The organism is Mesorhizobium sangaii, assembly GCF_014207355.1.
GTDB classification, from domain to species: domain Bacteria; phylum Pseudomonadota; class Alphaproteobacteria; order Rhizobiales; family Rhizobiaceae; genus Mesorhizobium; species Mesorhizobium sangaii.
Genome location: NZ_JACHEF010000001.1, coordinates 961,657 through 988,476 on the forward strand (window position 1 = coordinate 961,657; position 26,820 = coordinate 988,476).

The 26,820-nt window shown below is 63.4% G+C and carries 28 protein-coding genes; 11 read left to right on the forward strand and 17 right to left on the reverse strand.

The features are described 5' to 3' along the window. Positions 1 to 29: 29 nt before the first annotated feature. Positions 30 to 1,253, forward strand: coding sequence for an MFS transporter (locus tag HNQ71_RS04820; RefSeq protein ID WP_184871415.1), 1,224 nt, complete (start codon positions 30 to 32; stop codon positions 1,251 to 1,253). Between the two features lie 54 nt (positions 1,254 to 1,307). Here HNQ71_RS04820 and ribB read toward each other — a convergent pair whose 3' ends face one another. Both ribB and aroC read right to left on the reverse strand, forming a co-directional pair. Further along, positions 1,308 to 2,408 (reverse strand): 3,4-dihydroxy-2-butanone-4-phosphate synthase, encoded by a 1,101-nt coding sequence (ribB, locus tag HNQ71_RS04825; protein WP_184871416.1) that lies wholly within the window; start codon positions 2,406 to 2,408, stop codon positions 1,308 to 1,310. Positions 2,409 to 2,509: 101 nt separating this feature from the next. After that, positions 2,510 to 3,619 carry a chorismate synthase gene (gene aroC, locus HNQ71_RS04830; protein WP_184871417.1) on the reverse strand — a complete coding sequence of 370 codons (1,110 nt, stop codon included), beginning with the start codon at positions 3,617 to 3,619 and terminating at the stop codon, positions 2,510 to 2,512. Positions 3,620 to 3,892: 273 nt separating this feature from the next. Between aroC and HNQ71_RS04835 the strand changes: the two genes are divergently transcribed. Together HNQ71_RS04835 and HNQ71_RS04840 are read left to right on the forward strand one after the other, a co-directional pair. Beyond that, positions 3,893 to 4,147: a DUF1344 domain-containing protein gene (locus HNQ71_RS04835; protein WP_095091917.1), complete on the forward strand. Its 255-nt coding sequence runs from the start codon at positions 3,893 to 3,895 to the stop codon at positions 4,145 to 4,147. A gap of 102 nt (positions 4,148 to 4,249) precedes the next feature. Then, entirely contained in the window at positions 4,250 to 4,972 is a 723-nt protein-coding gene (locus HNQ71_RS04840) for a carbonic anhydrase (RefSeq protein WP_184871418.1), read from the forward strand. Between the two features lie 70 nt (positions 4,973 to 5,042). Here HNQ71_RS04840 and HNQ71_RS04845 read toward each other — a convergent pair whose 3' ends face one another. The 4 genes from HNQ71_RS04845 to HNQ71_RS04860 all read right to left on the reverse strand — a co-directional run bounded on the left by HNQ71_RS04845 (position 5,043) and on the right by HNQ71_RS04860 (position 8,101). Continuing rightward, a complete protein-coding gene (locus HNQ71_RS04845; protein ID WP_184871419.1) occupies positions 5,043 to 5,639 on the reverse strand; it encodes a histidine phosphatase family protein in 597 nt (198 codons plus the stop codon). A gap of 44 nt (positions 5,640 to 5,683) precedes the next feature. After that, entirely contained in the window at positions 5,684 to 6,502 is an 819-nt protein-coding gene (gene fabI, locus HNQ71_RS04850; protein ID WP_184871420.1) for an enoyl-ACP reductase FabI, read from the reverse strand. A 108-nt stretch (positions 6,503 to 6,610) separates the two neighbouring features. Beyond that, a complete protein-coding gene (locus HNQ71_RS04855; protein ID WP_184871421.1) occupies positions 6,611 to 7,540 on the reverse strand; it encodes a DnaJ C-terminal domain-containing protein in 930 nt (309 codons plus the stop codon). A gap of 99 nt (positions 7,541 to 7,639) precedes the next feature. Further along, on the reverse strand, positions 7,640 to 8,101 hold the full coding sequence (locus HNQ71_RS04860; protein ID WP_184871422.1) for an RT0821/Lpp0805 family surface protein: 462 nt from the start codon (positions 8,099 to 8,101) through the stop codon (positions 7,640 to 7,642). Positions 8,102 to 8,141: 40 nt separating this feature from the next. Here HNQ71_RS04860 and pdxH point away from each other — a divergent pair, with 40 nt between their 5' ends. Then, complete coding sequence (gene pdxH, locus HNQ71_RS04865) at positions 8,142 to 8,759, forward strand: pyridoxamine 5'-phosphate oxidase (protein WP_184871423.1); 618 nt, start codon at positions 8,142 to 8,144, stop codon at positions 8,757 to 8,759. A gap of 9 nt (positions 8,760 to 8,768) precedes the next feature. Here pdxH and HNQ71_RS04870 read toward each other — a convergent pair whose 3' ends face one another. Further along, entirely contained in the window at positions 8,769 to 9,521 is a 753-nt protein-coding gene (locus HNQ71_RS04870) for a crotonase/enoyl-CoA hydratase family protein (protein ID WP_184871424.1), read from the reverse strand. Positions 9,522 to 9,540: 19 nt separating this feature from the next. Further along, entirely contained in the window at positions 9,541 to 11,310 is a 1,770-nt protein-coding gene (locus HNQ71_RS04875; protein ID WP_184871425.1) for an acyl-CoA dehydrogenase family protein, read from the reverse strand. A 210-nt stretch (positions 11,311 to 11,520) separates the two neighbouring features. Between HNQ71_RS04875 and HNQ71_RS34710 the strand changes: the two genes are divergently transcribed. Together HNQ71_RS34710 and HNQ71_RS04880 are read left to right on the forward strand one after the other, a co-directional pair. Continuing rightward, positions 11,521 to 11,757 (forward strand): hypothetical protein, encoded by a 237-nt coding sequence (locus HNQ71_RS34710; RefSeq protein ID WP_246461190.1) that lies wholly within the window; start codon positions 11,521 to 11,523, stop codon positions 11,755 to 11,757. 132 nt (positions 11,758 to 11,889) lie between these two features. Then, entirely contained in the window at positions 11,890 to 13,002 is a 1,113-nt protein-coding gene (locus tag HNQ71_RS04880) for a glycoside hydrolase family 25 protein (RefSeq protein ID WP_184872237.1), read from the forward strand. Between the two features lie 5 nt (positions 13,003 to 13,007). Here the strand turns inward: HNQ71_RS04880 and purD are convergent, their stop codons facing one another. Continuing rightward, the gene (purD, locus tag HNQ71_RS04885; RefSeq protein ID WP_184871426.1) at positions 13,008 to 14,285 is read right to left on the reverse strand and encodes a phosphoribosylamine--glycine ligase; all 1,278 of its coding nucleotides are present in this window, start codon (positions 14,283 to 14,285) and stop codon (positions 13,008 to 13,010) included. A 159-nt stretch (positions 14,286 to 14,444) separates the two neighbouring features. Continuing rightward, positions 14,445 to 15,266 (reverse strand): phytanoyl-CoA dioxygenase family protein, encoded by an 822-nt coding sequence (locus tag HNQ71_RS04890; protein WP_184871427.1) that lies wholly within the window; start codon positions 15,264 to 15,266, stop codon positions 14,445 to 14,447. 88 nt (positions 15,267 to 15,354) lie between these two features. On the opposite strand from HNQ71_RS04890, the gene HNQ71_RS04895 reads away from it, so the two are divergent. Together HNQ71_RS04895 and ubiA are read left to right on the forward strand one after the other, a co-directional pair. After that, entirely contained in the window at positions 15,355 to 16,281 is a 927-nt protein-coding gene (locus tag HNQ71_RS04895; RefSeq protein ID WP_184871428.1) for a LysR family transcriptional regulator, read from the forward strand. A gap of 31 nt (positions 16,282 to 16,312) precedes the next feature. Then, entirely contained in the window at positions 16,313 to 17,296 is a 984-nt protein-coding gene (gene ubiA / locus HNQ71_RS04900; protein WP_184871429.1) for a 4-hydroxybenzoate octaprenyltransferase, read from the forward strand. A 51-nt stretch (positions 17,297 to 17,347) separates the two neighbouring features. On the opposite strand, the gene HNQ71_RS04905 is transcribed toward ubiA, so the two are convergent. The 3 genes from HNQ71_RS04905 to HNQ71_RS04915 form a co-directional block, all read right to left on the reverse strand. Continuing rightward, on the reverse strand, positions 17,348 to 17,914 hold the full coding sequence (locus HNQ71_RS04905) for a DUF6101 family protein (protein ID WP_184871430.1): 567 nt from the start codon (positions 17,912 to 17,914) through the stop codon (positions 17,348 to 17,350). 185 nt (positions 17,915 to 18,099) lie between these two features. Then, positions 18,100 to 19,530 carry an FAD-binding oxidoreductase gene (locus HNQ71_RS04910; RefSeq protein ID WP_184871431.1) on the reverse strand — a complete coding sequence of 477 codons (1,431 nt, stop codon included), beginning with the start codon at positions 19,528 to 19,530 and terminating at the stop codon, positions 18,100 to 18,102. Positions 19,531 to 19,538: 8 nt separating this feature from the next. Beyond that, positions 19,539 to 20,513 (reverse strand): L-threonylcarbamoyladenylate synthase, encoded by a 975-nt coding sequence (locus tag HNQ71_RS04915; protein ID WP_184871432.1) that lies wholly within the window; start codon positions 20,511 to 20,513, stop codon positions 19,539 to 19,541. Positions 20,514 to 20,707: 194 nt separating this feature from the next. On the opposite strand from HNQ71_RS04915, the gene HNQ71_RS04920 reads away from it, so the two are divergent. Together HNQ71_RS04920 and HNQ71_RS04925 are read left to right on the forward strand one after the other, a co-directional pair. Further along, entirely contained in the window at positions 20,708 to 21,232 is a 525-nt protein-coding gene (locus tag HNQ71_RS04920; protein WP_184871433.1) for a hypothetical protein, read from the forward strand. A gap of 153 nt (positions 21,233 to 21,385) precedes the next feature. Beyond that, on the forward strand, positions 21,386 to 21,775 hold the full coding sequence (locus HNQ71_RS04925; protein ID WP_184871434.1) for a hypothetical protein: 390 nt from the start codon (positions 21,386 to 21,388) through the stop codon (positions 21,773 to 21,775). A gap of 79 nt (positions 21,776 to 21,854) precedes the next feature. On the opposite strand, the gene HNQ71_RS04930 is transcribed toward HNQ71_RS04925, so the two are convergent. The 3 genes from HNQ71_RS04930 to HNQ71_RS04940 all read right to left on the reverse strand — a co-directional run bounded on the left by HNQ71_RS04930 (position 21,855) and on the right by HNQ71_RS04940 (position 25,226). Further along, a complete protein-coding gene (locus HNQ71_RS04930) occupies positions 21,855 to 22,193 on the reverse strand; it encodes an ATPase (RefSeq protein ID WP_184871435.1) in 339 nt (112 codons plus the stop codon). Positions 22,194 to 22,298: 105 nt separating this feature from the next. Next, positions 22,299 to 24,596, reverse strand: a complete 2,298-nt coding sequence (gene glyS / locus HNQ71_RS04935; RefSeq protein ID WP_184871436.1) for a glycine--tRNA ligase subunit beta — start codon at positions 24,594 to 24,596, stop codon at positions 22,299 to 22,301. A gap of 312 nt (positions 24,597 to 24,908) precedes the next feature. Then, positions 24,909 to 25,226, reverse strand: coding sequence for an endonuclease domain-containing protein (locus tag HNQ71_RS04940; protein ID WP_246461192.1), 318 nt, complete (start codon positions 25,224 to 25,226; stop codon positions 24,909 to 24,911). A gap of 300 nt (positions 25,227 to 25,526) precedes the next feature. On the opposite strand from HNQ71_RS04940, the gene HNQ71_RS04945 reads away from it, so the two are divergent. Continuing rightward, the gene (locus tag HNQ71_RS04945; RefSeq protein ID WP_184871437.1) at positions 25,527 to 25,703 is read left to right on the forward strand and encodes a hypothetical protein; all 177 of its coding nucleotides are present in this window, start codon (positions 25,527 to 25,529) and stop codon (positions 25,701 to 25,703) included. A 2-nt stretch (positions 25,704 to 25,705) separates the two neighbouring features. On the opposite strand, the gene HNQ71_RS04950 is transcribed toward HNQ71_RS04945, so the two are convergent. Then, entirely contained in the window at positions 25,706 to 26,626 is a 921-nt protein-coding gene (locus tag HNQ71_RS04950) for a glycine--tRNA ligase subunit alpha (RefSeq protein ID WP_184872238.1), read from the reverse strand. Positions 26,627 to 26,820: the final 194 nt, after the last annotated feature.

Sequence of the window (26,820 nt, forward strand, 5' to 3'; positions counted from 1 at the left end):
CGAATCTTCCTTTGTCGAGGAACCGGACCATGCAAAATCCCTATTCGGAGATCTTTCGCGCCCCCGGCGCCAAGGGCTTTGCGGCCGCGGGCTTCATGGCGCGCCTGCCGATCGCGATGGCGCCGATCGGCATCGTGGCGATGCTGTCGCAGACGCGTGGCGAGTACTGGCTGGCCGGCGCCGTCTCAGCGACATTTGCGCTGGCCAACGCTTTCGTGGCGCCGCAAATATCAAGGCTGGTCGATCGCCTTGGCCAGACGCGGATCGTGGTTCCGACCACGATCATCTCCGTACTGGCTTTCGCGGTCCTGATCGCGGCGGCCAATCAGGATTGGCCGGTATGGACGCTGTTCGTGTCCGCACTGCTGGCCGCGGCAATGCCCAGCATCCCGGCAATGGTGCGCGCACGCTGGACCGAGATTTTCCGCGGGCGGAACGAGATGAACACCGCGTTCGCCTTCGAGTCGGCGGCGGACGAGCTGGTCTACATCGCCGGCGCATCGCTGTCGGTCGGCCTGAGTGCCGCCCTGTTCCCGGAAGCGGGAATGCTGGCGAGCACGCTGTTTCTCGCCTTCGGTTCGACGGCGTTCATCCTGCAGCGTTCGACCGAGCCGCAAGTGCGGCCGGCGGAACACGGGTCACGCGGCTCGGCAATCCGCCTGCGGCCGGTACAGATCATCACCTTCGCCCTGATCTTCATCGGCGCGACCTTCGCGACGACGGAAGTGAGCACCGTGGCGATCACCAAGGAGCTTGGCCGGCCAGGCGCCGCAAGCCTCGTCATCGGTGTCTACGCGCTGGGATCGTTCGTGCTCGGCATCGTCGTCGGCGCGCTCAACCTGAAAGCACCGTTGCAACGCCAGCTTGCCATCGCGATCGCCATCATCGCGCTCAGCACCTTGCTGCCGCTCACCGCCGACACGGTGCCGCTGCTGGCGTTGACCGTCTTCGTCAGCGGCGTGGCGATCTCGCCGACCTTCATCACGGCGTTCGGCCTGATCGAACGGCATGTGCCAGAGGCGATGCTGACCGAGGGCATCACCTGGGTGACTACCGGAATCGGCATCGGCATGGCGCTGGGTTCCTTCGCCGCCGGCTCAGTGGTGGATGCATTCGGCGCCCAGAACGGGTTCTGGGTGTCGGTTGCGGCCGGCACGATCGCACTGGTCACCGTGTTGCTTGGCCAACGCAGCCTGGCCACGCCTGAATGCGACCTGGAAGGATGCGAAGCAGGCGTCGTTCCCGCCGAATGATCCCCGCAGCGCCCGGTTTCGAATGGACCGGGCTCTATCCCCGGTGGCTGCCCCTCAGAGAATCTCGGTCTTGGCGATATGGATGCCGAAGCCCTCGAGACCGACATAGTGGCGTTCGCGCGAAGCGATCAGATTGATCGAGGAAATGCCGAGATCCTTGAGAATCTGCGCGCCAAGGCCGATTTCGCGCCATTCGTTCTCACGGCGGCGCGCCTCTTCATGATCTTCGCGGTCGCCGCTCGCCGGCCGCTTGCGCTCCTGATGGGCAACGCCGACCGAGCCCTCGCGCAGGTAGACGATGACGCCACGCTTGCGTTCGCCCATCGCCTTCATGATGCCGTCGAGCCGATGGCTGGTGCCGAACACATCGGTCACCACATCCTCGGAATGCAGGCGCACCGGCACCTCCTCGCCGTCGCGGATGTCGCCGAAGACAATGGCGACGTGATGCATGGGGTCCCAGGGCAGCGTGTAGGTGAAGACCTGCGCCTTGCCGCCGAGCGTGTCGATTTCGGAGCAAGCCACGCGTTCGACCAGCGTTTCCTTGCGTTGCCGGTAGGCAATGAGGTCGGCGACTGAAACCTGTTTGAGGCCATGCTCTTCGGCAAAGGCCGAAACCTGCGGGCCACGCTTGACGGTGCCGTCGTCATTGACCAGTTCCGAAATGACGCCGACCGGCGCCAGACCGGCGAGCTTGCACAGATCGACCGCAGCTTCGGTATGACCCGAACGCATCAGCACGCCGCCTTCGCGCGCGATCAGCGGGAAAATGTGGCCGGGGCGGACGAAATCCGAGCCCCCGACATTGCCGTTGGCGAGATTGCGCACGGTCAGCGTGCGGTCCTCGGCCGAAATGCCTGTTGTCGTGCCGTGCTTGAAATCGACGCTGACGGTGAAGGCGGTGGTGTGGGCGGAATCATTGTCGGCCACCATCGGCGCCAGGTTGAGCCGCTTGGCCTCCTCGCGCGGCATCGGCGTGCAGACGATGCCGGAGGTGTGACGGATGATGAACGCCATCTTCTCCGGCGTGCAATGGACGGCGGCGACGATCAGGTCGCCCTCGTTTTCGCGTCCATCATCGTCCATGACGACGACGATCTCCCCGCGCTCGAAAGCGCGTAGGGCTTCGACGATTTTCTTCTGGTCGTAAGGCATAGGCGCTCGTTTCACTCGCAGGGGAATAAGGGAGTAGGGCAGTACGGGAGTAGGGAAAAGGAAAAAATGGCTGTCTCGGGTGGGTAGCGTAACATATTCCCCTACTGCCCTACTCCCTTACCTGTCTGTCCCCGATGACGCAGATAGTGGTCGGCAATGACGCAGGCAATCATCGCCTCGCCGATCGGCACGGCGCGGATGCCGACGCAGGGATCGTGACGGCCCTTGGTCATGATCTCGACGTCGTTGCCGTCCTTGTCGATCGACTTTCGCGGCGTCAGGATCGACGAGGTCGGCTTGACGGCGAAACGGGCGATGATCGACTGGCCGGTCGAGATGCCGCCGAGGATGCCGCCGGCGTTGTTTGACAGGAACACCGGCTTGCCGTCATTGCCCATGCGCATCTCGTCGGCATTCTGCTCGCCGGTGATGCGGGCGGCCTCGAAACCGTTGCCGATCTCGACGCCCTTGACGGCGTTGATCGACATCAGGCCGGAGGCAATGTCCTGGTCGAGCTTGGCATAGATCGGCGCGCCGAGGCCAGCCGGAACGCCATCAGCGACAATCTCGATCACCGCGCCGACCGAGGATCCCGCCTTGCGGATGCCGTCGAGATACTGCGTGAAGACGGGAACGGAAGCCGGATCGGGAGTGAAGAACGGATTTTCCGCGTCACCGATGAAATTCCAGTTCCAGTTGGCGCGGTTGATCGACTTTTCGCCCATCGACACCAGCGCGCCGCGCACCACCAGGCCTGGCACCACCTTGCGAGCGAGTGCCCCGGCCGCGACGCGTGCCGCCGTCTCGCGAGCCGAGGAGCGGCCGCCGCCGCGATAATCGCGCAAGCCATATTTGACGTCATAGGTGTAGTCGGCATGGCCCGGCCGGTATTGGCGGGCGATCTCGCCATAGTCCTTCGAGCGCTGGTCGACGTTCTCGATCAGCATCGAGACCGGCGTGCCGGTGGTGATCATCGTCTCGCCGTCCTCGTCGAGGATGAAGCCCGACAGCACTTTCACTTCGTCGGGTTCGCGGCGCTGGGTGACGAAGCGTGACTGGCCCGGCCGGCGCTTGTCGAGTTCGGCCTGGATGTCTCGCAGAGTGAAGCGGATGCCGGGCGGACAGCCGTCGACCACACAGCCGAGTGCGGCGCCGTGGCTTTCGCCCCAGGTGGTGACGCGGAAAAGGTGGCCGAACGTGTTGTGAGACATGAAGTGACCCTGCCCGGCATCGAAGCCAGCTTAGCACATGACCCGAAAAACGAAGCCGTTCTCGCAAGGGATCATGCGCAAATCAAAAAGTGCCACAGCGTCCTTCGCGCATCCAGGAGGATGCTCGGCGCTGTGGCCTGCCTTCTATTGGCGTTTTTCACAGTGGTCAAACTGTGATCTGGCGGATTTAGTTTTGACACATTCGGTTGGTTTCTGCTCTCTTCCATTCGCCTGCCGCCGCCCATGCCGGTGCAATGATAACGAGGAACGATTATGCGTACCCTGATTGGCGCCGTAGCCGCCACGCTGCTGCTTTCCACCGCCGCTTTCGCCGGCCAGACCGAAGGCCTGATCAAGAAGATCGACAAGGACACGGCGACGCTGACGCTGGATGACGGCAAGTCCTACAAGCTGAATGCCGAGACAGACCTCGACTCGCTGAAGCCGGGCATGGATGTCGTCATCGCCTACGATGAGACCAATGGCGAAAACATCGTCACCGACATGCAATTGCCCGACACCGAATAAGAGCTTTCCGGCCCCGCACGCGCTTGCCAACGCGGTCCGTTGGTAGCAATCTCGGCGCGCAGATCCAGCCATCAACTGGTAGATCCGAGGCGGGGCCAAACAATGTGCAGCGACTGCGAAGGCGAAGGGGTCGACCGGAGGGATTTCCTCAAGGTCGGCGCGGTGGGGCTCGTTGCGATCGGCCTTAGTGGAGCTTCGTGGTCCGCGCTTGCGGCAGAGAGTGCTGCGCCGGCATTGTCCCCTGACGCAGCGCTCGCCGCGCTGAAATCCGGCAACGAGCTCTATGTCAGCCACCCCGAACTGTGCTCGATCGACCTTGCCGCGCAGCGGAAGGCTGTCGCCGGACATCAGGCGCCTTGGGCTACCATCATCAGTTGCGCCGACAGTCGCGTTCCGCCCGAGTTGATCTTCGGCGGCCAAGGCGTTGGAGAGCTATTCGTCGCCCGGAATGCCGGCAACCTCGTCGACACAGCGACGCTCGGCACGGTCGAATATGGCGCGGCGGTGCTCGGCTCGCCATTGATCGTCGTCCTCGCGCACACAAGCTGCGGTGCCGTCAAGGCGGCTTGCGACGTGGTCACCAAGAACGCGACCTATCCGGGCGCGATCGGCCCGATGATCGAACCGATCCTGCCTGCGGCGATCGCGACGCGGAGCGAGGCAGGCGATTTCGTCGACAACACCGCCAAGGAGAGCGCGCGCAGGACTGTGGGGCGCCTGGCTGCTTCAAGCAAGCTCCTGGCCGATCTCACCGGGGCCGGGAAGCTGAAGATCGTCGCGGCAATCTATGATCTTGAAACGGGTGTGGTGACCTACATCGAATGACAGGTTCATCGGAACAACCGGGGCAAGAGTTGAGAGCCTTCTAAACCCTTGGGATGAACAAGCGTCCTGGCTAGGACCGCGACAGCCACTCCAGGCGGTCACCCTGCAGTCTGAGCACGCGGTCCTGCGGTATCTCCAGGTTCGCTGCCTCGTCCTCCGCCACCCCAAGCACGAAGCGAAACAGAGCCCGCATGACTCCGCCATGCGTCACGCAGATCGTCTGGCGTTGGATCGCGTCGAACCAGGGTTTCACCCGTTCGAGCAGCATCTGGTAACTCTCCGCGCCCTCGCCGGGCGGCTGAAAGTTCCATTTGTCCAGCGCGCGTGTGCGGCGCGCGCCTGGGTACCGCGTCTTGAGCTCGGCATAGGTAAAACCCTGCCAATCGCCGAAATTGACTTCGACCAGGCGAGGATCGGTTCGATAGGCATCCGGATCGAGCTTCATCGCGGCACGGATGCGCTGCATCGTTTCGCGGGTCCGCTTCATTGGGCTGGCGACGAATTCGAAATCCGCGGGATTTTGCACCACCTCGGCCAGCCGATAACCGTTTCCGGTCGCCTGCTCGCGGCCAAGCGGATTGAGGTCGGTGTCGGCCTGCCCCTGAAGCCGGGATTCGGCGTTCCACGCGGTCTGGCCGTGGCGCACGATATAAACCAGCGGGTACATCAGGTCTTCCGGTACGGGGTCGGGACGGACGACGGTTGGGGATGTTAGTCCTTGACCGTCGAAATATCCGGGGCGTCGACCGCCTTCATGCCGACGACGTGGTAGCCTGAATCGACGTGATGCACTTCGCCGGTGACGCCGCGCGACAGATCGGACAGGAAATAGACGCCGGAATCACCGACTTCCTCCTGCGTCACCGTCTGCTTCAGCGGCGAATTGTATTCGTTCCACTTCAGGATGTAGCGGAAGTCGCCGATGCCGGATGCGGCAAGCGTCTTGATCGGGCCGGCCGAGATGGCGTTGACGCGGATCTTCTTGGCGCCGAGATCGACGGCCAGATAACGCACGCTAGCCTCGAGCGCCGCCTTGGCGACACCCATGACGTTGTAGTGCGGCATGACCTTTTCGGCGCCATAATAGGTCAGCGTCAGCAGCGAGCCACCATTGCTCATCAGCGCCTCGGCGCGCTTGGCGATGGTGGTGAAGGAATAGACCGAAATGTCCATGGTGCGCAGGAAGTTGTCGCGCGTCGTCTCGACGTAACGGCCGGTCAACTCGTCCTTGTCGGAAAAGGCGATAGCGTGGACGAGAAAATCGAGCTTGCCCCAATGCTTGGCGACATTGGCGAAAACCTCGTCCAGGCTCGCCGGATCGGTGACGTCGCAATGGCCGGCGACAAAGGCGCCAAGTTCGGCCGCCAGCGGCTCGACACGCTTCTTGAACGCCTCGCCCTGATAGGTGAGCGCGATCTCGGCGCCATGGTCGACACAGGCCTTGGCGATGCCATAGGCGATCGATCTGTTGTTGGCGACGCCAAGAATAAGGCCGCGCTTGCCGGCCATAAGGCCCTGTCCACCCGCCATGTCAGCGCTCTCCGCAAGATTTTTCAGCTTTGTGGAGTGCCCTATCGCACAGGCACACTGCCCCTTCAAGCGTTCAAACCGGACAGTTCGGGGGACAAAAGGCGCCGATCAGCCTTTTTGGCTGCGCAGCAGCGTTTCGAGCGCGCTATCGCCGCCTTCCGGCAGCATGATCCGCACATGGGCGTAGAGATCGCCATGGCCGCCGGCTTTCTCCGGCAGGCCCCTGCCCTTCAGCCGCAGGACCTTGTCCGAACTCGACCAGGCAGGAACGTTGACCGCGAGCTTGCCGGTCGGCGTCTCGACAGGCACCTTGGCGCCTAGCACGGCATCCGCCAGCGTCACCGGCAGATCGGCATGCAGGTCGCGGCCCTCGATGCGATAGCGCGGATGCCGGCGCAAATGGATCTTGACCAGCGCATCGCCCGGCTGGCCCGGCCCTTGCTCGCCCTGTCCCTTTAGCCGAATGGTCTGGCCGTCCTCGACATAAGTTGGCAGCTTGACCGCCACTTTGCGGCCGTCGGGGAACATCGCCGTCACCTTTTCGGCGGTCGCCGCTTCCTCGATGGTGATGTCGAGCGTCACGTTCAGGTCGGCGGCGGTCGGCGGCTGGCGGCGGTCGCCCGCACCGGGGCCGCGCGCGCCCGAAAAGGCGTCGCCGAAAATCTGGCTGAAGATATCGCTGTTGCCGTCGAACGGATCACCGCCCGGGCGGCCGGAGCGGAATTCGAAGCGCGAGCCGCCGGGCCCCTGCTGCCGGCGAAACCCGCCGAAGGGATCACCGCCACCGCCGGCGCCTTCAAAACCCTGGAAACGCGGCTTGCCGTCGGCATCGATCTCGCCGCGATCGAACGCGGCCCGATTCTTTTCGTCGCCGACGATCTCGTAGGCCTGGTTGGCCTGGGCAAAACGGTCCTTCGCCTTGGGATCATTCGGATTCTGGTCCGGATGATGCTTCTTGGCGAGTTTCCGGTACGCCGATTTTATATCCTTGGCCGATGCGTTCTTGGCAACGCCCAGCACCTCATAGGGGTCGCGCATGCTTACTGCCCTGGAAAAGGAGTGAGTCTCTGGTTGCCCCCTATATGCGCTCGCATAGGAAGAAATTCCAGTGCCGAGCACCATATCAAAAACGGAAGATCAGAGCGCCTTGAAGTCCTGCATGTGCCAGCCGCCGGCGCTGGCCAGGCAGAGTTCGCCTTCGAACATGGCAACGCCATCAAAGCTTTCGCGCGAGGCCCTGAAGCGGCGGCATGTTTGGCCCTTGTCCTTCAATTCCGCCAGTTCGGTGATGGAGCCGCGTGACCCGGTGCCGGCATTTGCCCACGGCACGGCCTGCCCGCCGAGTTGCTCGATGTCGGCCGAGGACACCGCGTTGCCGATCGTCGTCTGGTCGGAGTCGCGATCCGAACTGACCGGCGCGGACGGGGCGGACGTGCTGCTGGTCAGGATCGACCGGTCGACTTCCGCTTTTTCCAGGCTAAAGCCACCGGCGCCACAGGCGGCGAGCGGCAGGGCGATCATCACGATCGCGGCTTTGGCGCTGGCTGAAGCAATTAGGCTGCCTTGCCTGCTGTCAAAAGCTTGCGCAATACGCGACAATCTGCAACCTCCCCCGCCTCGTAACGATTTGAGAAAAACTATGAGTGACACAGAGTTAACAAGCCGTGACTTTACCGAGGCGGCGGAGCCGTTTCGCCTCTTTGCCGCATGGCTGGAGGACGCCACCAAGAGCGAAATGAACGACCCAAACGGCGTGGCGCTGGCGACCGTCGATGCCGACGGCATGCCGGATGTGCGAATGGTTCTGCTCAAGGGGTTCGATGAGGGCGGGTTTGTGTTCTACACGAATTTCGAGAGCGCCAAGGGCCAGGAGATTCTTGGCAGCATGAAGGCGGCGATGTGCTTCCACTGGAAGTCGCTTCGCCGCCAGGTGCGCATTCGCGGCCCGGTGGAGATCGTCAGCGACGCCGAAGCCGACGCCTACTACGCGACGCGTCCGCGTGGCAGCCGCATCGGCGCCTGGGCCTCGAAACAGTCGCGGCCGCTGGAAAGCCGCTTTGCGCTGGAAAAGGCGGTGGCCGAATACACAGCGCGCTATCCGATCGGCGAAATCCCAAGGCCAAAGCATTGGTCGGGCTTCCGCATCGTGCCCACGACCATCGAGTTCTGGCATGACCGGCCGTTCCGGCTGCATGACCGGGTCGTCTTTTCCCGAGACGCCAATGGCGGCTGGAGCAAGGCGCGGCTTTATCCCTAAGAGGGAGGTTCAGGCCTTCTTCCTGGTCATGAACGCCGTGAGCGCGGCGCGCGCCTCGTCTGATTTCAGCCGCTCGCGAAAATGTTCGCTTTCCTCGCCGATGCGGGCGACGAGGTCGTCGCGCGAGCCGCGCATCAGGTCGCGCGCGATCTGCAAGGCTTGCGGTGGCTTGGCGGCGATCTGGCCGGCCGCCGCCAGGACCGAGGCCTCCAGCGCGTCTTCCTCGACCACATCGTAGATCAGGCCGGCGGCCTTCGCCCGTTCGGCCGAAAAGCCCTCGCCGAGGCCGAGCAGCGCGAAAGCACCCTGCTGCCCCAGGATCCGCGGCGCCAACAGGCTGGAGCCGGCCTCGGGCACCAAGCCTAGATCCACAAAAGGCGTCCTGAACACGGTGCGCGGCGTGGCGAAGGTCAGGTCGCAATGCAGGTTGAGCGTCGTGCCGATGCCTACCGCGATGCCGTCTACGCCGGAGACAATGGGTTTCCCGACCCTGGCCAGCGCCATCAGGAAGTCCCAGACCTCGGTGCCACCGTCGCCGCCGGTGGCGACGACCATGAAATCGGCAAGATCGTTGCCGGAGGAGAAGGCGCCGGGCACGCCCAGGAAGACATGGACGCGGATCGCCGGGTCGGCGTCACCTTCGGCCAGAGCAGCCGACATTTTCGCATACATGGCGCGCGTCAAGGCGTTCTTCTTGTCCGGGCGGTTCATGCGGATGATCTGGATGGCGCCCTGGCGCTCGACGAGGATATGGTCTGTCACGGGTTTTTCCTTGTGAACGTCAGGCGGAGATGAGCGCCTTGCCAGCAATGGCGAGGCTTTCGGCGCCATCGACAACGCGGTCCTTCAAGGCACTGACCTCGCCAAGCAGGTTTTCGGCGAAGAAGCGGCAAAGCGCGATACGGCCCTGATCGGCAAGCGCACCCTGCGCCAGGTAGGCCCCGCCGGCGGCCAGCGAGATCAGCTTCAGATAGGGCGTAGCACCCGCCAGCGCCTCGTCAGACCGACCATCGGCGGATAGTTTTTGCAGGAAGCGGGTCGCTTCGCTGAGCTCGCCGAACGCCTTGTCGAGAGCGTCGGCGGTGCGGCCGAAACCCTCGAGATTCGATGTCCGCACGGCATTTGCGACCGTCGCCAGTTCGCCGATAAAGCCATGCACGTGTTCGCCGCCCCCGAGCGGCAGCTTGCGCATGACCAGATCGATCGCCTGGATCCCGTTGGTGCCCTCATAGATCGGTGCGATGCGCGCATCGCGGTAGAGTGCTGCCGCGCCTGTCTCCTCGATGAAGCCCATGCCGCCATGCACCTGGAGGCCGAGCGAGGCGACCTCCACGCCGATATCGGTCGAGAAAGCCTTGGCCAGCGGCGTCAGCAGATTGGCACGATCGCGCCAATGCGCCGCCTCATCGCCGGCTGATACGCGCGCCAGGTCGATGGCATGAGCGCAGCAGTAGCTGATGGCGCGGGCTGTCTGCGTCAGCGCCTTCATGGTCAGGAGAGTGCGCTGCACATCGGGATGATGGACGATCGGCGCCATGCCGGTATCAGTGTAGCTTGCCGCCTTGCCTTGCCGGCGCTCATTGGCATAAGCGATCGCTTTCTGGGTGGCGGCTTCCGCGACCGCGACGCCCTGCATGCCGACGCAAAGGCGGGCATTGTTCATCATGGTGAACATGCAGGCGAGGCCCTTGTTCTCCTCGCCGATCAGCCAGCCGATGGCGCCGGGCGCAGCGCCCCCGAAGCCATCGCCATAGATCATGGTGCAGGTCGGCGAGGCATGAATGCCGAGCTTGTGTTCCAGGCCGGAGCAGAAGACGTCGTTGCGCGCGCCGAGCGAGCCGTCGTCGCCGACCAGGAATTTCGGCACCAGGAACAGTGATATGCCGCGCGTGCCGGCCGGTGCATCGGGTAGCCGCGCCAAAACCAGATGGATGATGTTGTCGGTAAAGTCGTGCTCGCCATAGGTGATGAAGATCTTCTGGCCGAAGATGCGGTAGGTGCCATCACCCACCGGCTCGGCGCGAGCGCGCAGAGCATTGAGGTCCGAGCCGGCTTGCGGCTCGGTCAGGTTCATGGTGCCCATCCATTCGCCGGAGACGAGCTTTTCGAGATATTTCGACTTGAGCTCCTGCGAGGCGTGCTTGTCGAGCGCCTCGACCGCGCCCATGGTCAACGTCGGGCCGATGCCGAAGGCCATGGCGGCGGAGTTCCACATTTCGAGCGCGGCGACGCCAAGCATGGTCGGCAGCGCTTGGCCGCCATACTCCTCGGGCCCGGACAGCGCGTTCCAGCCGCCGTCGATCCAGCGGCGATAGAGCTCCTTCCAACCGGGCGGCGTGGTGACGGTTGCGTCCTTCAGCACCGCACCTTGCTCATCGCCGATCTTGTAGAGTGACGCGATTTCATCAGTAGCGAAGCGGCCGGCCTCACCTAGAACGGCATCGACCAGATCCTCGCCGAGATCGCCGAACGTGCCGGCATCAAGGGCCGACTTCATGCCGGCCACGTGCTTGAGCGTGAAAGCGATGTCCTCGACCGGTGCCCGATACATGCCGCTCCTCCCCCTGAACCATCGGCCGCCGATACTAGGACCCGCACCGCCGCAAAACCATCCGCCTTTGGGCAGTGGCCTCCCATCTTCTTTTTACGTAAACGTCAAACTTTGTCACGTGGATTTTGCAATCGCGCCGAGACGTATTAAATTCTATTGACGCCGGATCAAGTCGACCGGCAGATCCGAACCAACAGACCGGAACCACCCATGCTTGCCAGACCTGATGCCTATCGCTGCATCGAATGCGGCCTGCCCTATCGCGCGGCAGGGTTCTCGTACCATCAGGGCAGACTGGAAAACGGCGCCGCCTACTGGTCGGACCGCGGCATATTATGCTCGCCGCAATGCTCCCTCGCCCACCACCGCAAACGCGCCGCCGAGGGCACACTGCCGCAAGAGCCAGCGCCAGACCCGTGCGAATTTCGGCCGGTCATCAGACGATAGCTTTGCCGGCGCCAATCTGCGGAAGCACTTCCTTAACCATGACGGTCCAGGATTTGTCTTTGGTTAACGGGGATTCCCTGTTTGAAAACGCCGGCGCATCTTCTACGCCGCTCAGCGATCGCTCTCGCGGCGATGATGGCGCTGATATCAGCGGCAAAGGCCTCGGATTTTTCCGAGCCGTGGAAGAACGCCGACCGCGCCCTCGTCGTCGACGCCTACGAATACAATTCCATCGACTGGGGCCAACTCGCCACCGACAAGCGGATCGTCGGCTTCATCAACAAGGCATCCGACGGCATGCCGCCACCCTATTTCTGTCTTGGCGACGAGACCGAGGTGAAGCTCTGCAAGGCGCTTTGGAAACGCCACGCGGTGACGCGCGAACTGTTCCAGACACGCAAGGTGGTCGCCAAGGCGCTCGGCCTGAAATGGGGTGCCTATCACCTCGCCCGCCCCGGCAATCCGGTCGAACAGGCCAATAATTTCCTGGATTTCGCCGAACCCTCGCCTGACGATCTGCTGGCTCTCGACATCGAGGGCAACGACCCTTCGCAGTGGATGTCGCTCGAAGATGCCGAGGAGTTCGTGCGCCAGGTGCATCGGCGCATCGGCCGCTTCCCTGTGCTCTACTCCAACGGCAAGACGGCCCAATACATTGCCGACAACAGCTACAGGTACCGGCTGCTGTCGCGACTGCCGCTCTGGTATGCCCGCTACAAGTCCGACATCGACGTGCATTTTCCGATGGGCAACTGGCAAGGCTACGCGCTGTGGCAATTCTCGGCGCAAGCCAATTGCGGCCGGCTCCGCTGCCCTTACAGGGTCGCCGGAACGCCTAAGGACATCGACGTCAATGTCGCGCCGACCGACGCCGCCACGCTGCGTGCACAATGGCCGTTCGGTGGTCTCATCGACGTGCCGCCTGACTATCTCGCCTCGATACCGCTGCCGGTCTCACGCGCAGCCGGGCTCGCCGGCAATGTCACCATCACCTACGCCTCGGTCGCGGCGCCGCCGACCTTCGAGGACATGGTCGCGGCGCTGGGCACGCGCTGGACGAAGTTCCGCGACGGCTTTCGCATGCCTGTGGTGAAGACGGTGCCGCGGCGGCCGACTTTCGGCATTGTCCAATATGTTGCCTGGAAGCGGACCGAACAGCGTTCGCCCGACCAACTCGACGCCGCCTTTGCCGCCGCCGATCCGCTCAGCACCGCTTCGACCGAGATCGATCGCGGTTTGCGATAAAACCTTCAGCTTGCCTGCTCGCGCGCGACGGCCTGCCAGCCAATGTCGCGACGACAGAAGCCGTCCGGCCAGTCGATGCGGTCGAGCGCGGCATAGGCGCGTTTCTGCGCCTCGCCGACCGTAGCGCCTGATGCCGTGACGTTGAGGACGCGGCCGCCATTGGCAACCAGCGCGCCGCCGTTTATGGCCGTGCCGGCGTGGAAGATCTGGACGCCGTCGCCCGCAGCGTCTTCGACGCCGCGGATGACCGAGCCCTTTTCCGGAGTGCCGGGATAGCCCCTGGCCGCCATCACCACGGTGAGTGCAGCCTCGTCGCGCCAGCGCACCGAGGTGTGCGCAAGCTGGCCGTCGGTTGCCGCATTGAGCAGGACCAGCAGATCGTCCTTCAACCGCATCATCAGCACCTGGCATTCCGGGTCGCCGAAACGGGTGTTGTATTCGATCAGCTTCGGCCCCTTGTCAGTGATCATCAGCCCGGCGAAGAGAATGCCGGCGAAAGGCGCGCCGGATACAGCCATGCCGCGCATGGTTGGCTCGACGATCTCGCGCATGGTGCGCTCGATCATCTGCGGCGTCATCACCGGCGCCGGGGAATAGGCGCCCATGCCGCCCGTGTTGGGGCCGACATCGCCATCGCCGACGCGCTTATGGTCCTGGGCGGTGCCGAAGGGCAGCGCTGTGATGCCGTCGCAGAGGCAGAAGAAACTTGCCTCCTCGCCGGTCATGAATTCCTCGACCACCACTTCCGCGCCTGCAGCGCCGAAGGACCCGTCGAAACAGCCATCGAGCGCCGCCAGTGCCTCGTCCAGCGTCATGGCAACGGTGACGCCCTTGCCTGCGGCGAGGCCATCGGCCTTGATGACGATCGGTGCGCCAGTCTTTTCAACATAGGCCTTGGCGGACGCCAGATCGCCGAAACGGCCATAGGCGGCGGTGGGGATATCGTATCTGGCGCAGAGATCCTTGGTGAAACCCTTCGAGCCTTCCAGCCGCGCGGCGGCCCTGGAGGGTCCGAAGACGCGAATGCCTTGCGCACGCAGATCGTCGGCGATGCCGGCGACCAATGGTCCCTCCGGGCCGACCACGACGAGGTCTATCTTCTTGTCCTTGCAGAAGGCGGCAATGGCGGCGTGATCGGCAACGTCCAGCTTCACCAGCTCGGCCTCGCCGCCGATGCCCGGATTGCCGGGAGCCGCATAGAGCTTTGTCAGCAGCGGGGACGCGGCGATCTTCCAGGCGAGCGCATGTTCGCGGCCGCCGGAGCCGAGAAGAAGAACGTTCATGGCCACCTCGTGATGCCTATTAACCTGCAGAGCACCCGCTATTGCTCTCTGCACGCTGGGTCAAGACATCAGGGGGCTTTGATCGGAATTGCGCACGGGAACGTTACCCCTGCCGAAAATCTGCGGCGCACGCCGCCGGCGATTTTCTGGCAAATCCCTTCAATCCTGGAAGACGACCGGGAACCAGTCCTCGCGCAGCCTCTGTCCCGGCTGCATGCCATGGCCATGATACGGCGGCGAAGTGCGTCCCGGCCGCTCGACAAAACGCGCGTCGTCGCCGACCCAGCGCAGCGACAGCGCCCGGCGCCGTGCCGAGGTCATGTTGCCACGCGCGCCGTGCGCGGTCCTGAAGTCGAACAGGATGGCGTCGCCCGGTTCCATTTCCCATTCGAGCACCTTCATCGACGGGTCCTTGTCCGGGTCCGGCACCGGCAGATAGTCGCCCTCGCCGGCATAGAAATTGCTGTCGTCGAGCCAGCGCACCGGCAGGATCATCTTGTCCCATTTGTGCGAGCCGGCGATCAGGCGCAGCGTCGCCTCCTTCACCGGATCGATGGGAATCCAGAAGCTCACCGTCTGCCGGCCATCGACGAAGTAGTACGGAATATCCTGATGCCAGGGCGTCGGCTTCTGGGTGCCGGGTTCCTTGACCAGAACGTGGTCGTGGAAGAACTGCGCGGTGCGCGATTGCATTACCGCCGCCGCCAGTTCGGCGGCGGGCGAGTCCCGCACCACGCTGACGAATTCGGGAATGCGCTCCCAGTTGCAGTAGTCGTCGAAAAAACTGCCGCGGCCATTGGCGATATCAGACGCGGTGGCGCTGCGGTTCTGCATGTTGCGCTCGATGCCGGCGGCAATCGTGTCGACCCAGCCCTTGAAGGCGCCGCGGATGCAGACAGCGCCATCGCGCTGGTAGTCGGCGATCGTCTTTGCGTCGATGACCTGGGTGTCGATTGTCTGGGTCTCGCTCTGGGAAGACATGGCGTTCTCCTTTTGGAATGGCCGACTATCGCAACCCGCTTTCATTCAGTAAAATAATAACTTCTCATTTGGTACATAGGACTACTCTATGAATTTGACCCTCACGCAGCTGCGTTATCTGGTCGCCGTTGCGCGTCATGGCAGCGTCACTGGCGCCGCAAAGATGTTGAACGTTTCGCAGCCTTCGATTTCGGTGGCCATCGACGCCGTCGAAAAGAATTTCGGCCAGAAGCTGTTCGTCCGCCAGCGCGGCAGCGGCGTTTCGCCGACATCGTTCGGTCGGGCTGTCGTGGCGAAGGCAAGACAGGTTCTCACCGAAACGGACGAACTCGTGGGCCTTGGTTCAGGCAAATCGGCCGTCGGCGGTGAACTGGTGCTGGGATGTTTCGAGGACCTGGCGCCTTTCTTCGCGCCGGCTCTTATCCGCGCCTTCTCCGAACGCTATCCGGCTGTGAAAATCGTCGTTCGCGACGAGACGTTCGAAACGCTCGGGCGGCGGCTCAGCGATGCCGCCATCGATCTCGGCCTCACCTACGACCTCAGCCTGCCGACACATTTCGCCCGTATCCTGCTGCGCGAACTTCGGCCGCATGCGATGTTGCCGGCCGGCCATGCCCTTGCGGGTCGTTCCGAGGTGAGCCTTGCGGATCTGGCCGCCTATCCGCTGATCACGACAGACCAGCCGCACAGCTGGCAGCACATGCTCGACCTGTTCCGCAGCCGCGGCCTCTCCCCGGTGGCCGACACAACGACGAGTTCGTTCGAACTCCAGCGCAGCATGGTCGCCAATGGCTTCGGCGTCGCCGTCAGCTACACCCGCCCGCATGGCGACCGCAGCTATGACGGCCTGCCGCTCCTCTGCAAGCGGCTGTCTGATCCGCTGCCCCTGCAGCGGATCCTGCTCACCTATGACACGCACCAGCGCGTCTCGAACGCGGCGCTGGCATTCATCGACGTGGCCAAGGTCTGGTTCGCCTCTCATGACATCTTCGCGTCCGCAAGCGAGACTGCTTGACGGCCTTCCAGTCTGCTGCCAATCCAGCGGGATGGAACCGATCCAGTCGAAAGCGGCCCAGGGCCGTGTCGCCGATGCACCGAACGGCCATTGGGTCTATCGCGTGCTGCCGCGCTCGATATGGCCCTATGCGCAGCTTGCCCGGTGGGACAGGCCGATCGGCTGGCAATTGCTTTTGTGGCCGTGCTGGTGGTCGGCGGCACTTGCGGCGAGCGCCTATCCGCGTCCCGGCGATCCACTGCTCTCGCTGCTGCCGGCGCCATTGTATCTCGTGCTGTTCCTGATCGGCGCCATCGCCATGCGCGGCGCCGGCTGCACCTACAACGACCTCGTCGACGAGGACATCGACAACAAGGTCGAGCGGACGCGGTCGCGACCGCTGCCTTCGGGCAAGACCACGCGCCGGCGGGCATGGGTGTTTCTCGTCCTGCAGGCACTGGTCGGCCTGGTGGTGCTCATACAGTTCAACAGTTTCGCCATTCTGCTCGGTATCTGTTCGCTGGCCATCGTCGCCGTCTATCCGTTCATGAAGCGGATAACCAACTGGCCGCAACTGGTTCTCGGCCTTGCCTTTTCCTGGGGTGCACTGATGGGATGGGCGGTCGAGTTCGGCGATCTCGATGGGCCCGCCATCATGCTCTATATCGGCTCGATCCTGTGGGTGATCGGCTATGACACGATCTATGCGCATCAGGACAAAGAAGATGACGCCATTGTCGGCGTGCGCTCGACGGCGCGCCTGTTTGGCGACAACACCAAATCATGGCTTGTCGGGCTCTATGGCGGCACGCTTGTCTGCTTCGCCATCGCCTTCGCGTCCGCGCAGGCTCCGGTGGTGGCGCTGGCAGGATTGATCGCCGCCGGCGCCCATATGGCCCGGCAGATCGCCGTGCTGGATATCGACAATCCGGACCAGTGCCTGCGGCTGTTCCGGTCGAACAACCAGGTCGGCTGGCTGATCTTTCTTGGCCTGATCGGCGGCGCTGTGTGGGTGGCGCTGAAGCCGCTGGTTTAGCGGCTTTTTCCTTCTCCCCTTGTGAAGAAGGAAGGACGCGCCAAGCTCTTGCTATTCGCGCGAAATGATCTCCTGGCCGTCGATGACCAGCCTGAGACCGAGATCGCCGGCCCTGCGGCGGGCGAGGAAGCGCGGGCGGCGCATGTTCGAAACGCGGCCCTTGCGACGATCCTGCGGCGGCAGCGTCTTGATGGCGGCGCCGAGCGATTCTTCCAGGGTACGGGCAACGCCGTCCGATTCGATCAAGAGCATCGGCAGACGGTAGGCGTCGGCCCAGGCGCGCCAGTCGGCGGCGACATCTTCGAGATCGTCGGCCACCAGCAGCGGCACCGACAGCATCGGATCGTTGTGCAGGAGTTCCAGCGTCACCGTGACATTGCCGTCCGGATCCTCCATCGCACGGGCGGCAACGCCGCGAAACGCATTGGCTGGCAGCGCGATGATCGCCGGCAAGCCGCTCATCTCGAGCATGCGGCGGATCACGGCGCCCCGCTTGTCGATGGTAAAGGTCACGTCGCCGTAGTCGTCGCGTGTGGCGTAGCTGACCACTTGCGGCAGGCGAAATGGGTCGAGACGCATGTTGCGTCCCGCCCAGACTGGCTTCAGTCCGGTGTTCATAGAGTGCCTTCCTGTCTGTCTCCTGAGAGCCGGTGTCCGGTTCTCTCCGGGCCGGTTTTTCCAGCCTCGTTTGTGAGCAGACAGTAGCGCGGGCTCCTTACCGCCCCGCTTAAGAAAGTCGGTTAAATTTTGCTGATCTGCGGGATGGTTATCGGAATGCCACCAGCCACAAGATGCCGAAAGGATCAGATAACCTTACCGGGATTCATGATGCCGGCCGGGTCGAAGGCAGCCTTGACCCGGCGCATCAGGTCGATCGCCATCGGTGGCGCGGTGGCGATCAGTTCGTCGCGCTTCAACTGGCCGATGCCGTGCTCGGCCGAGATCGAACCGTGCAGGCTGCGCACCACGTCGTGCACCGCCTTGTTCATCGGATGATAGAGAGCGAGAAACGCCTCGTCGTCGCCGTCGACGGGCCGCGAGATGTTATAGTGCAGATTGCCGTCACCCATATGGCCGAAGCAGACCACGCGGGCGCCGGCGCTCACCGACGCCACCGCCCCGGCCGCCTCCTCGATGAAGCGCGGGATCGAAGCGATCGGCACGGAAATGTCGTGCTTGATCGAAGCGCCCTCCGGCTTCTGAGCCTCGGGCAGCACTTCGCGGAAGTTCCAGAAGGCATCGCCCTGCCCAAGACTTGCGGCAATGACGGCGTCGCCGACGAATTCCTGTCCGAGACCAGCCGAGAGCACCTCCTCGATCAATGCCCGCGAATCCTCCGATGAGCGGCCGGACGAAATCTGCATCAGCACATACCACGGCCAATCTTCGATCAGCGGCCGCGTCACACCCTGGGCATGCGCCAGGGTGAAGTCGTACGGGCGCTTGCCGATCAGTTCGAAGGCGGTGAGCGCTGCCCCGGCGCGGTCCATCGCCAGGCTGAACAGAGAGAGCACTGCTTGCGGCGACGACAGGCCGACGAAAGCCACCTCGCGTCCCTTTGGTTTCGGGAACAGCTTGAGCACGGCGGCGGTGATGACGCCGAGCGTGCCTTCGGCGCCGACGAACAGGTTCTTCAGATCGTAACCGGTGTTGTCCTTCTTCAGCTTGCGCAAATCGTCGAACACCTCGCCGGTCGGCAGCACCACTTCAACCCCAAGGCAGAGTTCGCGCGCATTGCCGTAGGCAAGCACGCCGGTGCCGCCGGCATTGGACGACAGGTTGCCGCCGATCTGGCAGGAGCCTTGCGCGGCCAGCGACAGCGGAAACAGCCGGTCGGCACCATCAGCCGCTTCCTGCAGCGTCTGCAGGATGACGCCGGCCTCGACCGTCACCGTGTTGGACAGGACATCGATCTCGCGGATGCGGTTCAGCCGCGACAGCGACAGCACGATCTCGCGGCCGGATCTGTCCGGCACCTGGGCCCCGACCAGCCCGGTGTTGCCGCTTTGCGGGACGATTGGCGTTCCCGTCTCGGTCGCCAGCCGCATGATCTGACTGACTTCCTCAACGCTGCCCGGCCGCAGCACCAGCGACGTCGCACCATGCCAAAGCCCGCGCCGCTCCGTGAGGTAAGGCGCGATATCCTGCTGGTCGCGCAGCGCGTATTTGTCACCGACAATCGCCGCGAAGCGATCGATGAGAGCGGGATCGAGTTTCTCTGAGATTTCGGTCATGGGGAAAACTATGTTGCTGCCAAGATGTTGTCACGAGGGGCGGCGGCACGCGAGAGCCGATCGTTGATCGCCTCGCCAAGCCCGTCGAAGGGAACCGGCTCGACGGCGATGATCCGTGCGCCGCTGCTGTCGAGTATCTGCATATAGGCGAAAAGATTGCTCGCCGCTTCGCGTAGGTCACCTGTCTCGGACAGGTTGAGGAACGCTGCGGCCAGTCGCCAGCCATCGGCTCGCTCGCTGCCGAAGCCGAGTAGTGCTTCGCCCTCGCCGACTGTCCCGGCGTTGAGCCGCATCGCGGCACCCGGTGCATAGTGCGAGGCAAGCATGCCCGGCGCCTCGACGCCGGCGGCACCGCCACGCAACAGCTCCATGCCGATGGCCGCCTCGATATCTTCGGCTGCAATGCCGCCGGGCCGGAGCAGCCGCAATCTTTCGCCTTCGGCCTTGACGATGGTCGATTCCAGCCCGACCGGCGTCGCCCCGCCATCGACCACAAGCTTTATGCGTGCACCGAGATCCGCCGCCACCGCTTGCGCCGTCGTCGCGCTGATCTTGCCGGATGAATTGGCGCTGGGTGCGGCAAGCGGGCGGCCAAGCCGGGCGATGAGGTCGCCGCCAAAGCCTCTTGGCATGCGCAAGGCAATCGTATCGAGCCCGGCCGTGACCAGCGGGTGGATGCCGTTGCCGGGCCGCTGCGGCAGCACCAGCGTCAGCGGACCCGGCCAGAACGCAAGCGCCAGTTGCTTTGACAGCGGATCAAACAGCGCAATGCGCTCGGCCATCGCCATGTCCGCGACATGGGCAATCAGCGGGTTGAAGCGGGGCCGTCCTTTGGCTTCGAAAATGCGCGCCACGCCGATGCCGTTGGTGGCGTCGCCGGCAAGCCCATAGACGGTTTCTGTCGGGATGGCGACGACATCGCCGCCCCTGAGCAGCGCCAGCGCCCGCTCCAGCGCCTCGCCGACGGCAAGTATTTCAGCCACTCTCATCACCTCTCAGATGCCGGCTGCGTAGTACGATGGCGGCTGTTGGGCAAGTCGACTGTTGAGGCAAGTCGCTGTTGGGTAATCTGGGCATTGGCGATTTATCAATCGCTAAAATGCTATGTTCCAGCGAAAGCCGGCATCAATTCCGGCCCGCTACTGTGCGGCTGCTGAGGCAAAGGGGAGCGATCATCGTGTCTGTGCGTATGCTGCTGGGGCTTGTTCTTGCGGTGACGACCGGCGGGGCACAGGCCTCGTCGCTGGTTTTTCCCGGCGTGCCTTCCTCGACACCATCCATCATCAAGCTCGATGCCGCCAAGCCGCTGAAGACCGCCGACGCCGCCAAGGCCAGCAATGTGCAGTCGGTGGTGGGGCTCGGCGAAGCGCAGCCCGACGTCACTTATGAAAAGGTGTCGGCGATCACGGACAAGCCCGGGGCCAGCCATGGGTTTGAGCAGAACCCGATGGTCATTCGCGGGGGTGTGGTCGGTCCCGCCTTCTCTGCGCCGGCGCCAAGCGCCGCGGCGGCGAAAGCCGCAGCTCCAGAGACGGGAACCGCGCCTGCGACGGGCACCACACCGGCGACGGGTACCGCACCGGCGACGGCTACGGCCTCAGCCGCCCCCGCGGGAGACGCCGGGACAAACTCGGCCTTGCCACCGAAAGCACCCGCACGAGCAACAACCCAGCCCGTTCGTGGGGTCAGCAAGGTCAATTAGAGGCTGGACTGCGACTTGACTGGGGTCGGGCGCCCGGCGCACCATTGGCAGGCAAACTCCGTCTCGGTCCTTTGCCGGTGGCTGCCACTGTCCGAATGTCGTCAAGCGGCCATGGTAGACGGGTTTTTGTCGTTCGGGGTAAGGGGGCTGATCATGAGAAAATTCAAAACCGTCACTGCGGCCGGGCTTCTGCTGGTGTCGTTGTTTGGCGCCGGCGCGGCTCATGCCGATGACATGCTGGGATCCTATGTCGCGCGCATTTCCGAGCGGGATCATCAAGCGAGTGACGGCTATGCGCTGGAGAGTGCGGCGCAGATGGTGCGGCAGGACCGGGCCAACTGGCACAAATTCCACCGTCGCGACAGCGATGACGAGGGTGACGGCTGGTTCAGGACCAACGACCAGCGCGCCGATCTGCAACGCATGCTGGAGCGCTCCGGCGCGATGAGCTCCTCGACCAAGCGCGCCATCGTCAATGGCGAGCCGCTGATCCAGGTCGACGTCTACGAAAACAGCGTGCGCGTCAGCATTCTGGAAGACTGACCCAGTCAGCTTCCAGGAAAACTGACCCAGCCGGCATCTGACAGAAAAGGGCGGCGCGTCAGCGCCGCCCTGTCATCAATCAGGCGGCTTCTTCCTTGTCGTCGTCTTCTTCGGACTCGTCGTCTTCGGATTCTTCTTCGGATTTCTCGTCGTCGCCTTCAGCCTTCACGCTGTCATCGGCGTCGTCTTCGTCCTCATCGTCTTCTTCGTCTTCATCGTCATCGGAGAGCGTGGCGGCTTCGGCGTCGTCAGACTCTTCGCCTTCTTCATCGTCGCCGTCTTCGTCATCATCCGACAGATCGGCCGCTTCGACCGTGGCGGCGGCAGCGTGATCGAGGGCGGTTTCGGAAGCGGATTCAAGCGCCTCGGCGGGAGCCGGGGTTTCTTCTGTCACTTCGATTTCGTGATCGGAATTCATGGAAGCCTCCGTGGGTTGGGGAACATGTCCCTTTTGCCACGGAGAGATCATCGTCATATGACTGTAAGCCGGCTCGAAGGGCCCATCTTCAGAATTTTTCAGGCCTCAACCAGCGATCTTCGAGAAGTCCGCGACCTGACCGGTGGCCGCCCGGATGCGGGCGAGGAGCGCCAGGCGATTGGCGCGCACGGCCTCGTCCTCATCATTCACGAGAACATGCTCAAAGAATGAATCAACGGGTTCGCGCAACACGCTAAGCGCCAGCAGCGCGCCGGAAAAGTCTTCGTTTTGAATCGCTTCGCCGGCTTGCTTCTCAGCTTGATTCACCGCCGCAAACAGCGATTTCTCGGCGTCCTCGCGAAACAGCGCCGGCTCAACAGTCTTGGCGACCGCCGTTTTCTTCTTCTCCTCGGCGGCCAGGATGTTGGCCGCGCGCTTGGTGCCGGCGAGCAGATTCCTGCCGTCCTCGGTGTCCAGGAAAGAACCAAGCGCCTCGACACGGCGCACGATCTGCAGCAGGTCGTCCGACTGCGGTGTGATGACCGCGTCGATCAGATCATGCCGCGCACCCTGGTCGCGGAGGTAGACTTTGAGGCGATCATGGAAGAAGGCGAGGAGGTCTGGAATCAACTCGGAAGCCGAGCGCTGATGGGTCAATCCAGCCAGTTCAGAATGAAGGCCGACAAAACGCTTATCAAGCAGATCGCGGGATGAGCCCACGCCTGTCGTGAACTCGCCGCCGTCTTCAACCTTCCACATTGCAGAAAAACGGTTTCCCCCGTTGAACGTGAAACCGAAAAGTGCGTTCGCCAACTGATGTCGCAGAGAAAGGGACTTGGTGTTTTCTACCAGTATTCTAACGACCCCCAGCGCCGCCCTTCTCAGCGCGAATGGGTCTTTGGATCCCGTCGGCTTTTCGTCGATGGCCCAGAAGCCGATAAGCGTATCCAGCTTGTCGGCAAGCGCGACAGCGACTGATATCGGATCGGCCGGCACACGGTCGGAAGGGCCTTGCGGCTTGTAGTGTTCTTCCGCCGCCGCTGCGACCGAAGCATGCTCGCCCTGCAGTAGCGCGTATTTGCGGCCCATGGCACCTTGCAGTTCGGGAAATTCGCCGACGACTTCGGTGGTGAGATCGGCCTTCGCCAGGACAGCGGCGCGGCGCGCCAGCGCGGGATCGGCGCCGACGATCGGCGCCAATTCCCCGGCCAGCCGGGCAATCCGTTCCACCCGCTCGCCTTGCGTGCCGAGCTTGGCGTGGAAGGTGACGCCGAGATGGTCGAGGCGAGCCATGCGCTGGTCGAGCGGCTTCTTGAGATCGAGCCCGAATTTTTCCGCCGATGCCGCGAGCTGATAGAGGTCCGGCAAATCGCCCTGGTCGGTCGTCCAGAAATAGAGCGCATCGGACAGCCGGGCGCGCACCACCTTGCCGTTGCCGTGGGCGATCTCCTTGCCGCCATCCTTGGCCTCGATGTTGGCGGTGAGGATGAAGCGATTGGAAAGACCCTCGGCAGCACCCTGCAGCCGCGTGACAAAGCATTTCTGGTTGGCGCGGATGGTCAACCGGATCACTTCGGCCGGAATGGCCAGGAAAGCCTCCTCGAACTCGCCCATCAGCACGACCGGCCATTCGACCAGCCCTGAGACTTCCTCCAGCAGCCCCTCGTCCTCGACCAGATCGAGCCCGTTGGCGAAGGCGAGATTGCGCGCGTCGGCAAGGATGATCTCCTTGCGTCGGTCGGCGTCGAGCACGACCTTGGCCGCCTCCAGCTTTGAGACATAGTCGTCGAAGCGACGCACCATAATGGCGCCAGGCGCATGGAAGCGGTGGCCATAGGTGATGTTGCCCGAACGGATGCCGTCGATCGCGAAATCGACCACCACCGGTTCCTCGGTCTCCGGGCCAAAGGTGCACAGGATCGATTGCAGCGGGCGCACCCAGCGCAGCGAACCGGGCTTGGCCGAGGCCGGCCCCCAGCGCATCGATTTCGGCCAGGGGAAGCCGCGGATGATGCCCGGCACCAGCTCGGCGATGATCTCTTCCGATGCCCTGCCCGGCTTCGAGATGTGGGCGACGTAGAAATCGCCTTTCTTAGGATCGGAATGGACATGCGCCTCGGCGATCGACGAAAGCCCGGCCTTGCGCAGGAAACCTTGCACCGCCTGTTCGGGCGCCGTCGTCGACGGTCCCTTGATCTCCTCGCTTATATCCTTCGAGCGCGCGGTCAGGCCCCTGATATCGACCGCCAGACGCCGCGGCGTCCAGTATTCGCGCGCCGCCTCATAGGTCAGCCCCGCCTCGACGAGACCATCGGTAAGCATCTTCCTGAGATCACCCGCCGCCTTGCGCTGCATGCGCGCGGGGATTTCCTCGGAGCGAAGTTCGAGCAAAAGATCCGGCATCAGAGTTTCTCCACCCGCATGCCTTCTCCCCCATTGCGCGTCCTCGCGCCTCCGGCGCTGCGGGCGCGCGGCTGTGAGGGGATTTCCTCGGAGCGAAGTTCGAGCAAAAGATCCGGCATCAGAGTTTCTCCACCCGCATGCCTTCTCCCCCTTTGCGCGTCCTCGCGCCTCCGGCGCTGCGGGCGCGCGGCTGTGCGGGGATTTCCTCGGAGCGAAGTTCTAGAAGCAGGTCAGGCATGGTGGCTCCTCACCCTCCCCTCGATGGGGAGGGTCGGCGCGTTTGCGCCGGGGTGGGGTGGCGGCGTCTCAGTCTCAAGCGCCTTCTGGGTCTGGCGGACCAAGGCGTGATTTCCGTTCTTCCACCGCCGCATAGATCGTATCGAGAACGGAATCCAGTTCGTTTTTGATTTCATGGTTCCAGAAGCGAACGACACGATAACCCTGGCTCTCAAACCATTTCGTTCGAAGTTCGTCATGGTGCTGTTGGCCATCAAAACCGTGGTGGGCACCATCCACTTCGATGATCAGTTTCAGCCGGTGTGAGATGAAGTCAGGGAAGTAAACACCGACCGACGCCTGCCTGCGGAAATGGGTGCCTTCCACCGGAATGCGCCACAGGTGCCGCCACAATTTGCGCTCCTCGTCATTGCCGCACGCAGCCGTTGCGCGGACTGCAATTTGAACCGATCGAGCTTCGGCATGGAAAGTCGCGCTGTCACCCCCACCCGCCGCTTCGCGGCGACCTCCCCCATCGAGGGGGAGGTAAAGAGGGCATAGCAACTCGGCTGGCCGCTGTCACCCTTTCCGGAAATTTTGGCTCCCCTGTCGGGACGAGACGATCCAGCCCGTCCTTGGATCAAAGATTTCCATGAACCGAACGCAGCGCTGAAGCGACCCACGCTCAGGTAGGGAACTATTGGCTGAACGACCATGAAAACGGCATCCAGACTACTGCAGATCCTCGCGCTCAGTGCTTGCTTCACCGCGCAGGCTCACGGCGCCTTCTCGATGCCGGGCGTTCGGCAGGCACTGCGCACGATCGACGGTGCAACTGGTCAGAACATGCTGCCGATCAACACTTCCCTCGAGGTGATGAAACGTGCCTGAACTCAGGCCGCCAGTCCGCCAGCCTGCGTCTTCAAGAACGCCTCGCCGCAGGCCTTCGCCAGATTGCGCACCCGCAAGATGTAGCTCTGCCGTTCGGTGACCGAAATCACGCCACGCGCGTCGAGCAGGTTGAAGACATGACTGGCCTTGATGCACTGATCGTAGGCCGGGAAGACCATGCGGTGCATCGGCAGATTGTCATTCGACGCCGGCGCACCGGCATCGAGCAGCGCCTTGCATTCGGCCTCGGCGTCCTCGAAATGGCGCAGCAGCATCGCCGTGTTGGCGTATTCGAAATTGTGGCGCGAATATTCCTGCTCGGCCTGCAGGAAGACATCGCCGTAGATGACCTTGTCGGCGCCTTCGCGGCCGTTGAAGTTGAGGTCGTAGACATTGTCGACGCCCTGCACATACATGGCCAACCGCTCCAGCCCATAAGTCAGTTCGCCCGCCACGGGGGCGCATTCAATGCCGCAGACCTGCTGGAAATAGGTGAACTGCGACACTTCCATGCCGTCGCACCAGCACTCCCAGCCCAACCCCCAGGCACCCAGGGTCGGGCTTTCCCAATCGTCCTCCACGAAGCGGATGTCGTGCAGCAGCGGATCGACGCCGATCGCCGCCAGCGAGCCGAGATAGAGCTCCTGCAGGTTCGGCGGATTCGGCTTCAGGATCACCTGGTACTGGTAATAATGCTGCAGCCGGTTCGGGTTCTCGCCATAGCGGCCATCCTTGGGGCGGCGCGACGGCTGGACGTAGGCTGCGTTCCAGCGTTTTGGCCCGAGCGCGCGCAGCGTCGTCGCCGGATGAAAGGTGCCGGCGCCGACTTCCATGTCGTAGGGCTGCAGGATGACGCAACCATAGTCCGCCCAGTAATTGTGCAAGGTCAGGATCAGCCCCTGGAACGAGCGGCTGGGATGCATATGGGCGGGAATTTCAATCGTCGGGATTTCAATCGTCACGGGGGCCTCGACAGCAAAGGCTAGCTTGCCGGCACGTCCTAGAGACCCGGCGGCCTAGCGTCAAGCAAGGCGCCCCGGTGCGGACGCGGCGAGCGCCAATGATGTCGAAAGCTTTGCGGACGACTGGCCCATTGCCGGCCATTGCCGCCTGCGGT

Bases quoted from the DNA above. Each gene is read 5' to 3' on its own strand.
- HNQ71_RS04820 (WP_184871415.1), top strand. From the start codon at position 30: ATGCAAAATCCCTATTCGGAGATCTTTCGCGCCCCCGGCGCCAAGGGC.
- ribB (WP_184871416.1), bottom strand. From the start codon at position 2,408: ATGCCTTACGACCAGAAGAAAATCGTCGAAGCCCTACGCGCTTTCGAG.
- aroC (WP_184871417.1), bottom strand. From the start codon at position 3,619: ATGTCTCACAACACGTTCGGCCACCTTTTCCGCGTCACCACCTGGGGC.
- HNQ71_RS04835 (WP_095091917.1), top strand. From the start codon at position 3,893: ATGCGTACCCTGATTGGCGCCGTAGCCGCCACGCTGCTGCTTTCCACC.
- HNQ71_RS04840 (WP_184871418.1), top strand. From the start codon at position 4,250: ATGTGCAGCGACTGCGAAGGCGAAGGGGTCGACCGGAGGGATTTCCTC.
- HNQ71_RS04845 (WP_184871419.1), bottom strand. From the start codon at position 5,639: ATGTACCCGCTGGTTTATATCGTGCGCCACGGCCAGACCGCGTGGAAC.
- fabI (WP_184871420.1), bottom strand. From the start codon at position 6,502: ATGGCGGGTGGACAGGGCCTTATGGCCGGCAAGCGCGGCCTTATTCTT.
- HNQ71_RS04855 (WP_184871421.1), bottom strand. From the start codon at position 7,540: ATGCGCGACCCCTATGAGGTGCTGGGCGTTGCCAAGAACGCATCGGCC.
- pdxH (WP_184871423.1), top strand. From the start codon at position 8,142: ATGAGTGACACAGAGTTAACAAGCCGTGACTTTACCGAGGCGGCGGAG.
- HNQ71_RS04875 (WP_184871425.1), bottom strand. From the start codon at position 11,310: ATGTATCGGGCACCGGTCGAGGACATCGCTTTCACGCTCAAGCACGTG.
- HNQ71_RS34710 (WP_246461190.1), top strand. From the start codon at position 11,521: ATGCTTGCCAGACCTGATGCCTATCGCTGCATCGAATGCGGCCTGCCC.
- HNQ71_RS04880 (WP_184872237.1), top strand. From the start codon at position 11,890: ATGATGGCGCTGATATCAGCGGCAAAGGCCTCGGATTTTTCCGAGCCG.
- purD (WP_184871426.1), bottom strand. From the start codon at position 14,285: ATGAACGTTCTTCTTCTCGGCTCCGGCGGCCGCGAACATGCGCTCGCC.
- HNQ71_RS04890 (WP_184871427.1), bottom strand. From the start codon at position 15,266: ATGTCTTCCCAGAGCGAGACCCAGACAATCGACACCCAGGTCATCGAC.
- HNQ71_RS04895 (WP_184871428.1), top strand. From the start codon at position 15,355: ATGAATTTGACCCTCACGCAGCTGCGTTATCTGGTCGCCGTTGCGCGT.
- ubiA (WP_184871429.1), top strand. From the start codon at position 16,313: ATGGAACCGATCCAGTCGAAAGCGGCCCAGGGCCGTGTCGCCGATGCA.
- HNQ71_RS04905 (WP_184871430.1), bottom strand. From the start codon at position 17,914: ATGAACACCGGACTGAAGCCAGTCTGGGCGGGACGCAACATGCGTCTC.
- HNQ71_RS04910 (WP_184871431.1), bottom strand. From the start codon at position 19,530: ATGACCGAAATCTCAGAGAAACTCGATCCCGCTCTCATCGATCGCTTC.
- HNQ71_RS04925 (WP_184871434.1), top strand. From the start codon at position 21,386: ATGAGAAAATTCAAAACCGTCACTGCGGCCGGGCTTCTGCTGGTGTCG.
- HNQ71_RS04930 (WP_184871435.1), bottom strand. From the start codon at position 22,193: ATGAATTCCGATCACGAAATCGAAGTGACAGAAGAAACCCCGGCTCCC.
- glyS (WP_184871436.1), bottom strand. From the start codon at position 24,596: ATGCCGGATCTTTTGCTCGAACTTCGCTCCGAGGAAATCCCCGCGCGC.
- HNQ71_RS04945 (WP_184871437.1), top strand. From the start codon at position 25,527: ATGAAAACGGCATCCAGACTACTGCAGATCCTCGCGCTCAGTGCTTGC.
- HNQ71_RS04950 (WP_184872238.1), bottom strand. From the start codon at position 26,626: ATGCATCCCAGCCGCTCGTTCCAGGGGCTGATCCTGACCTTGCACAAT.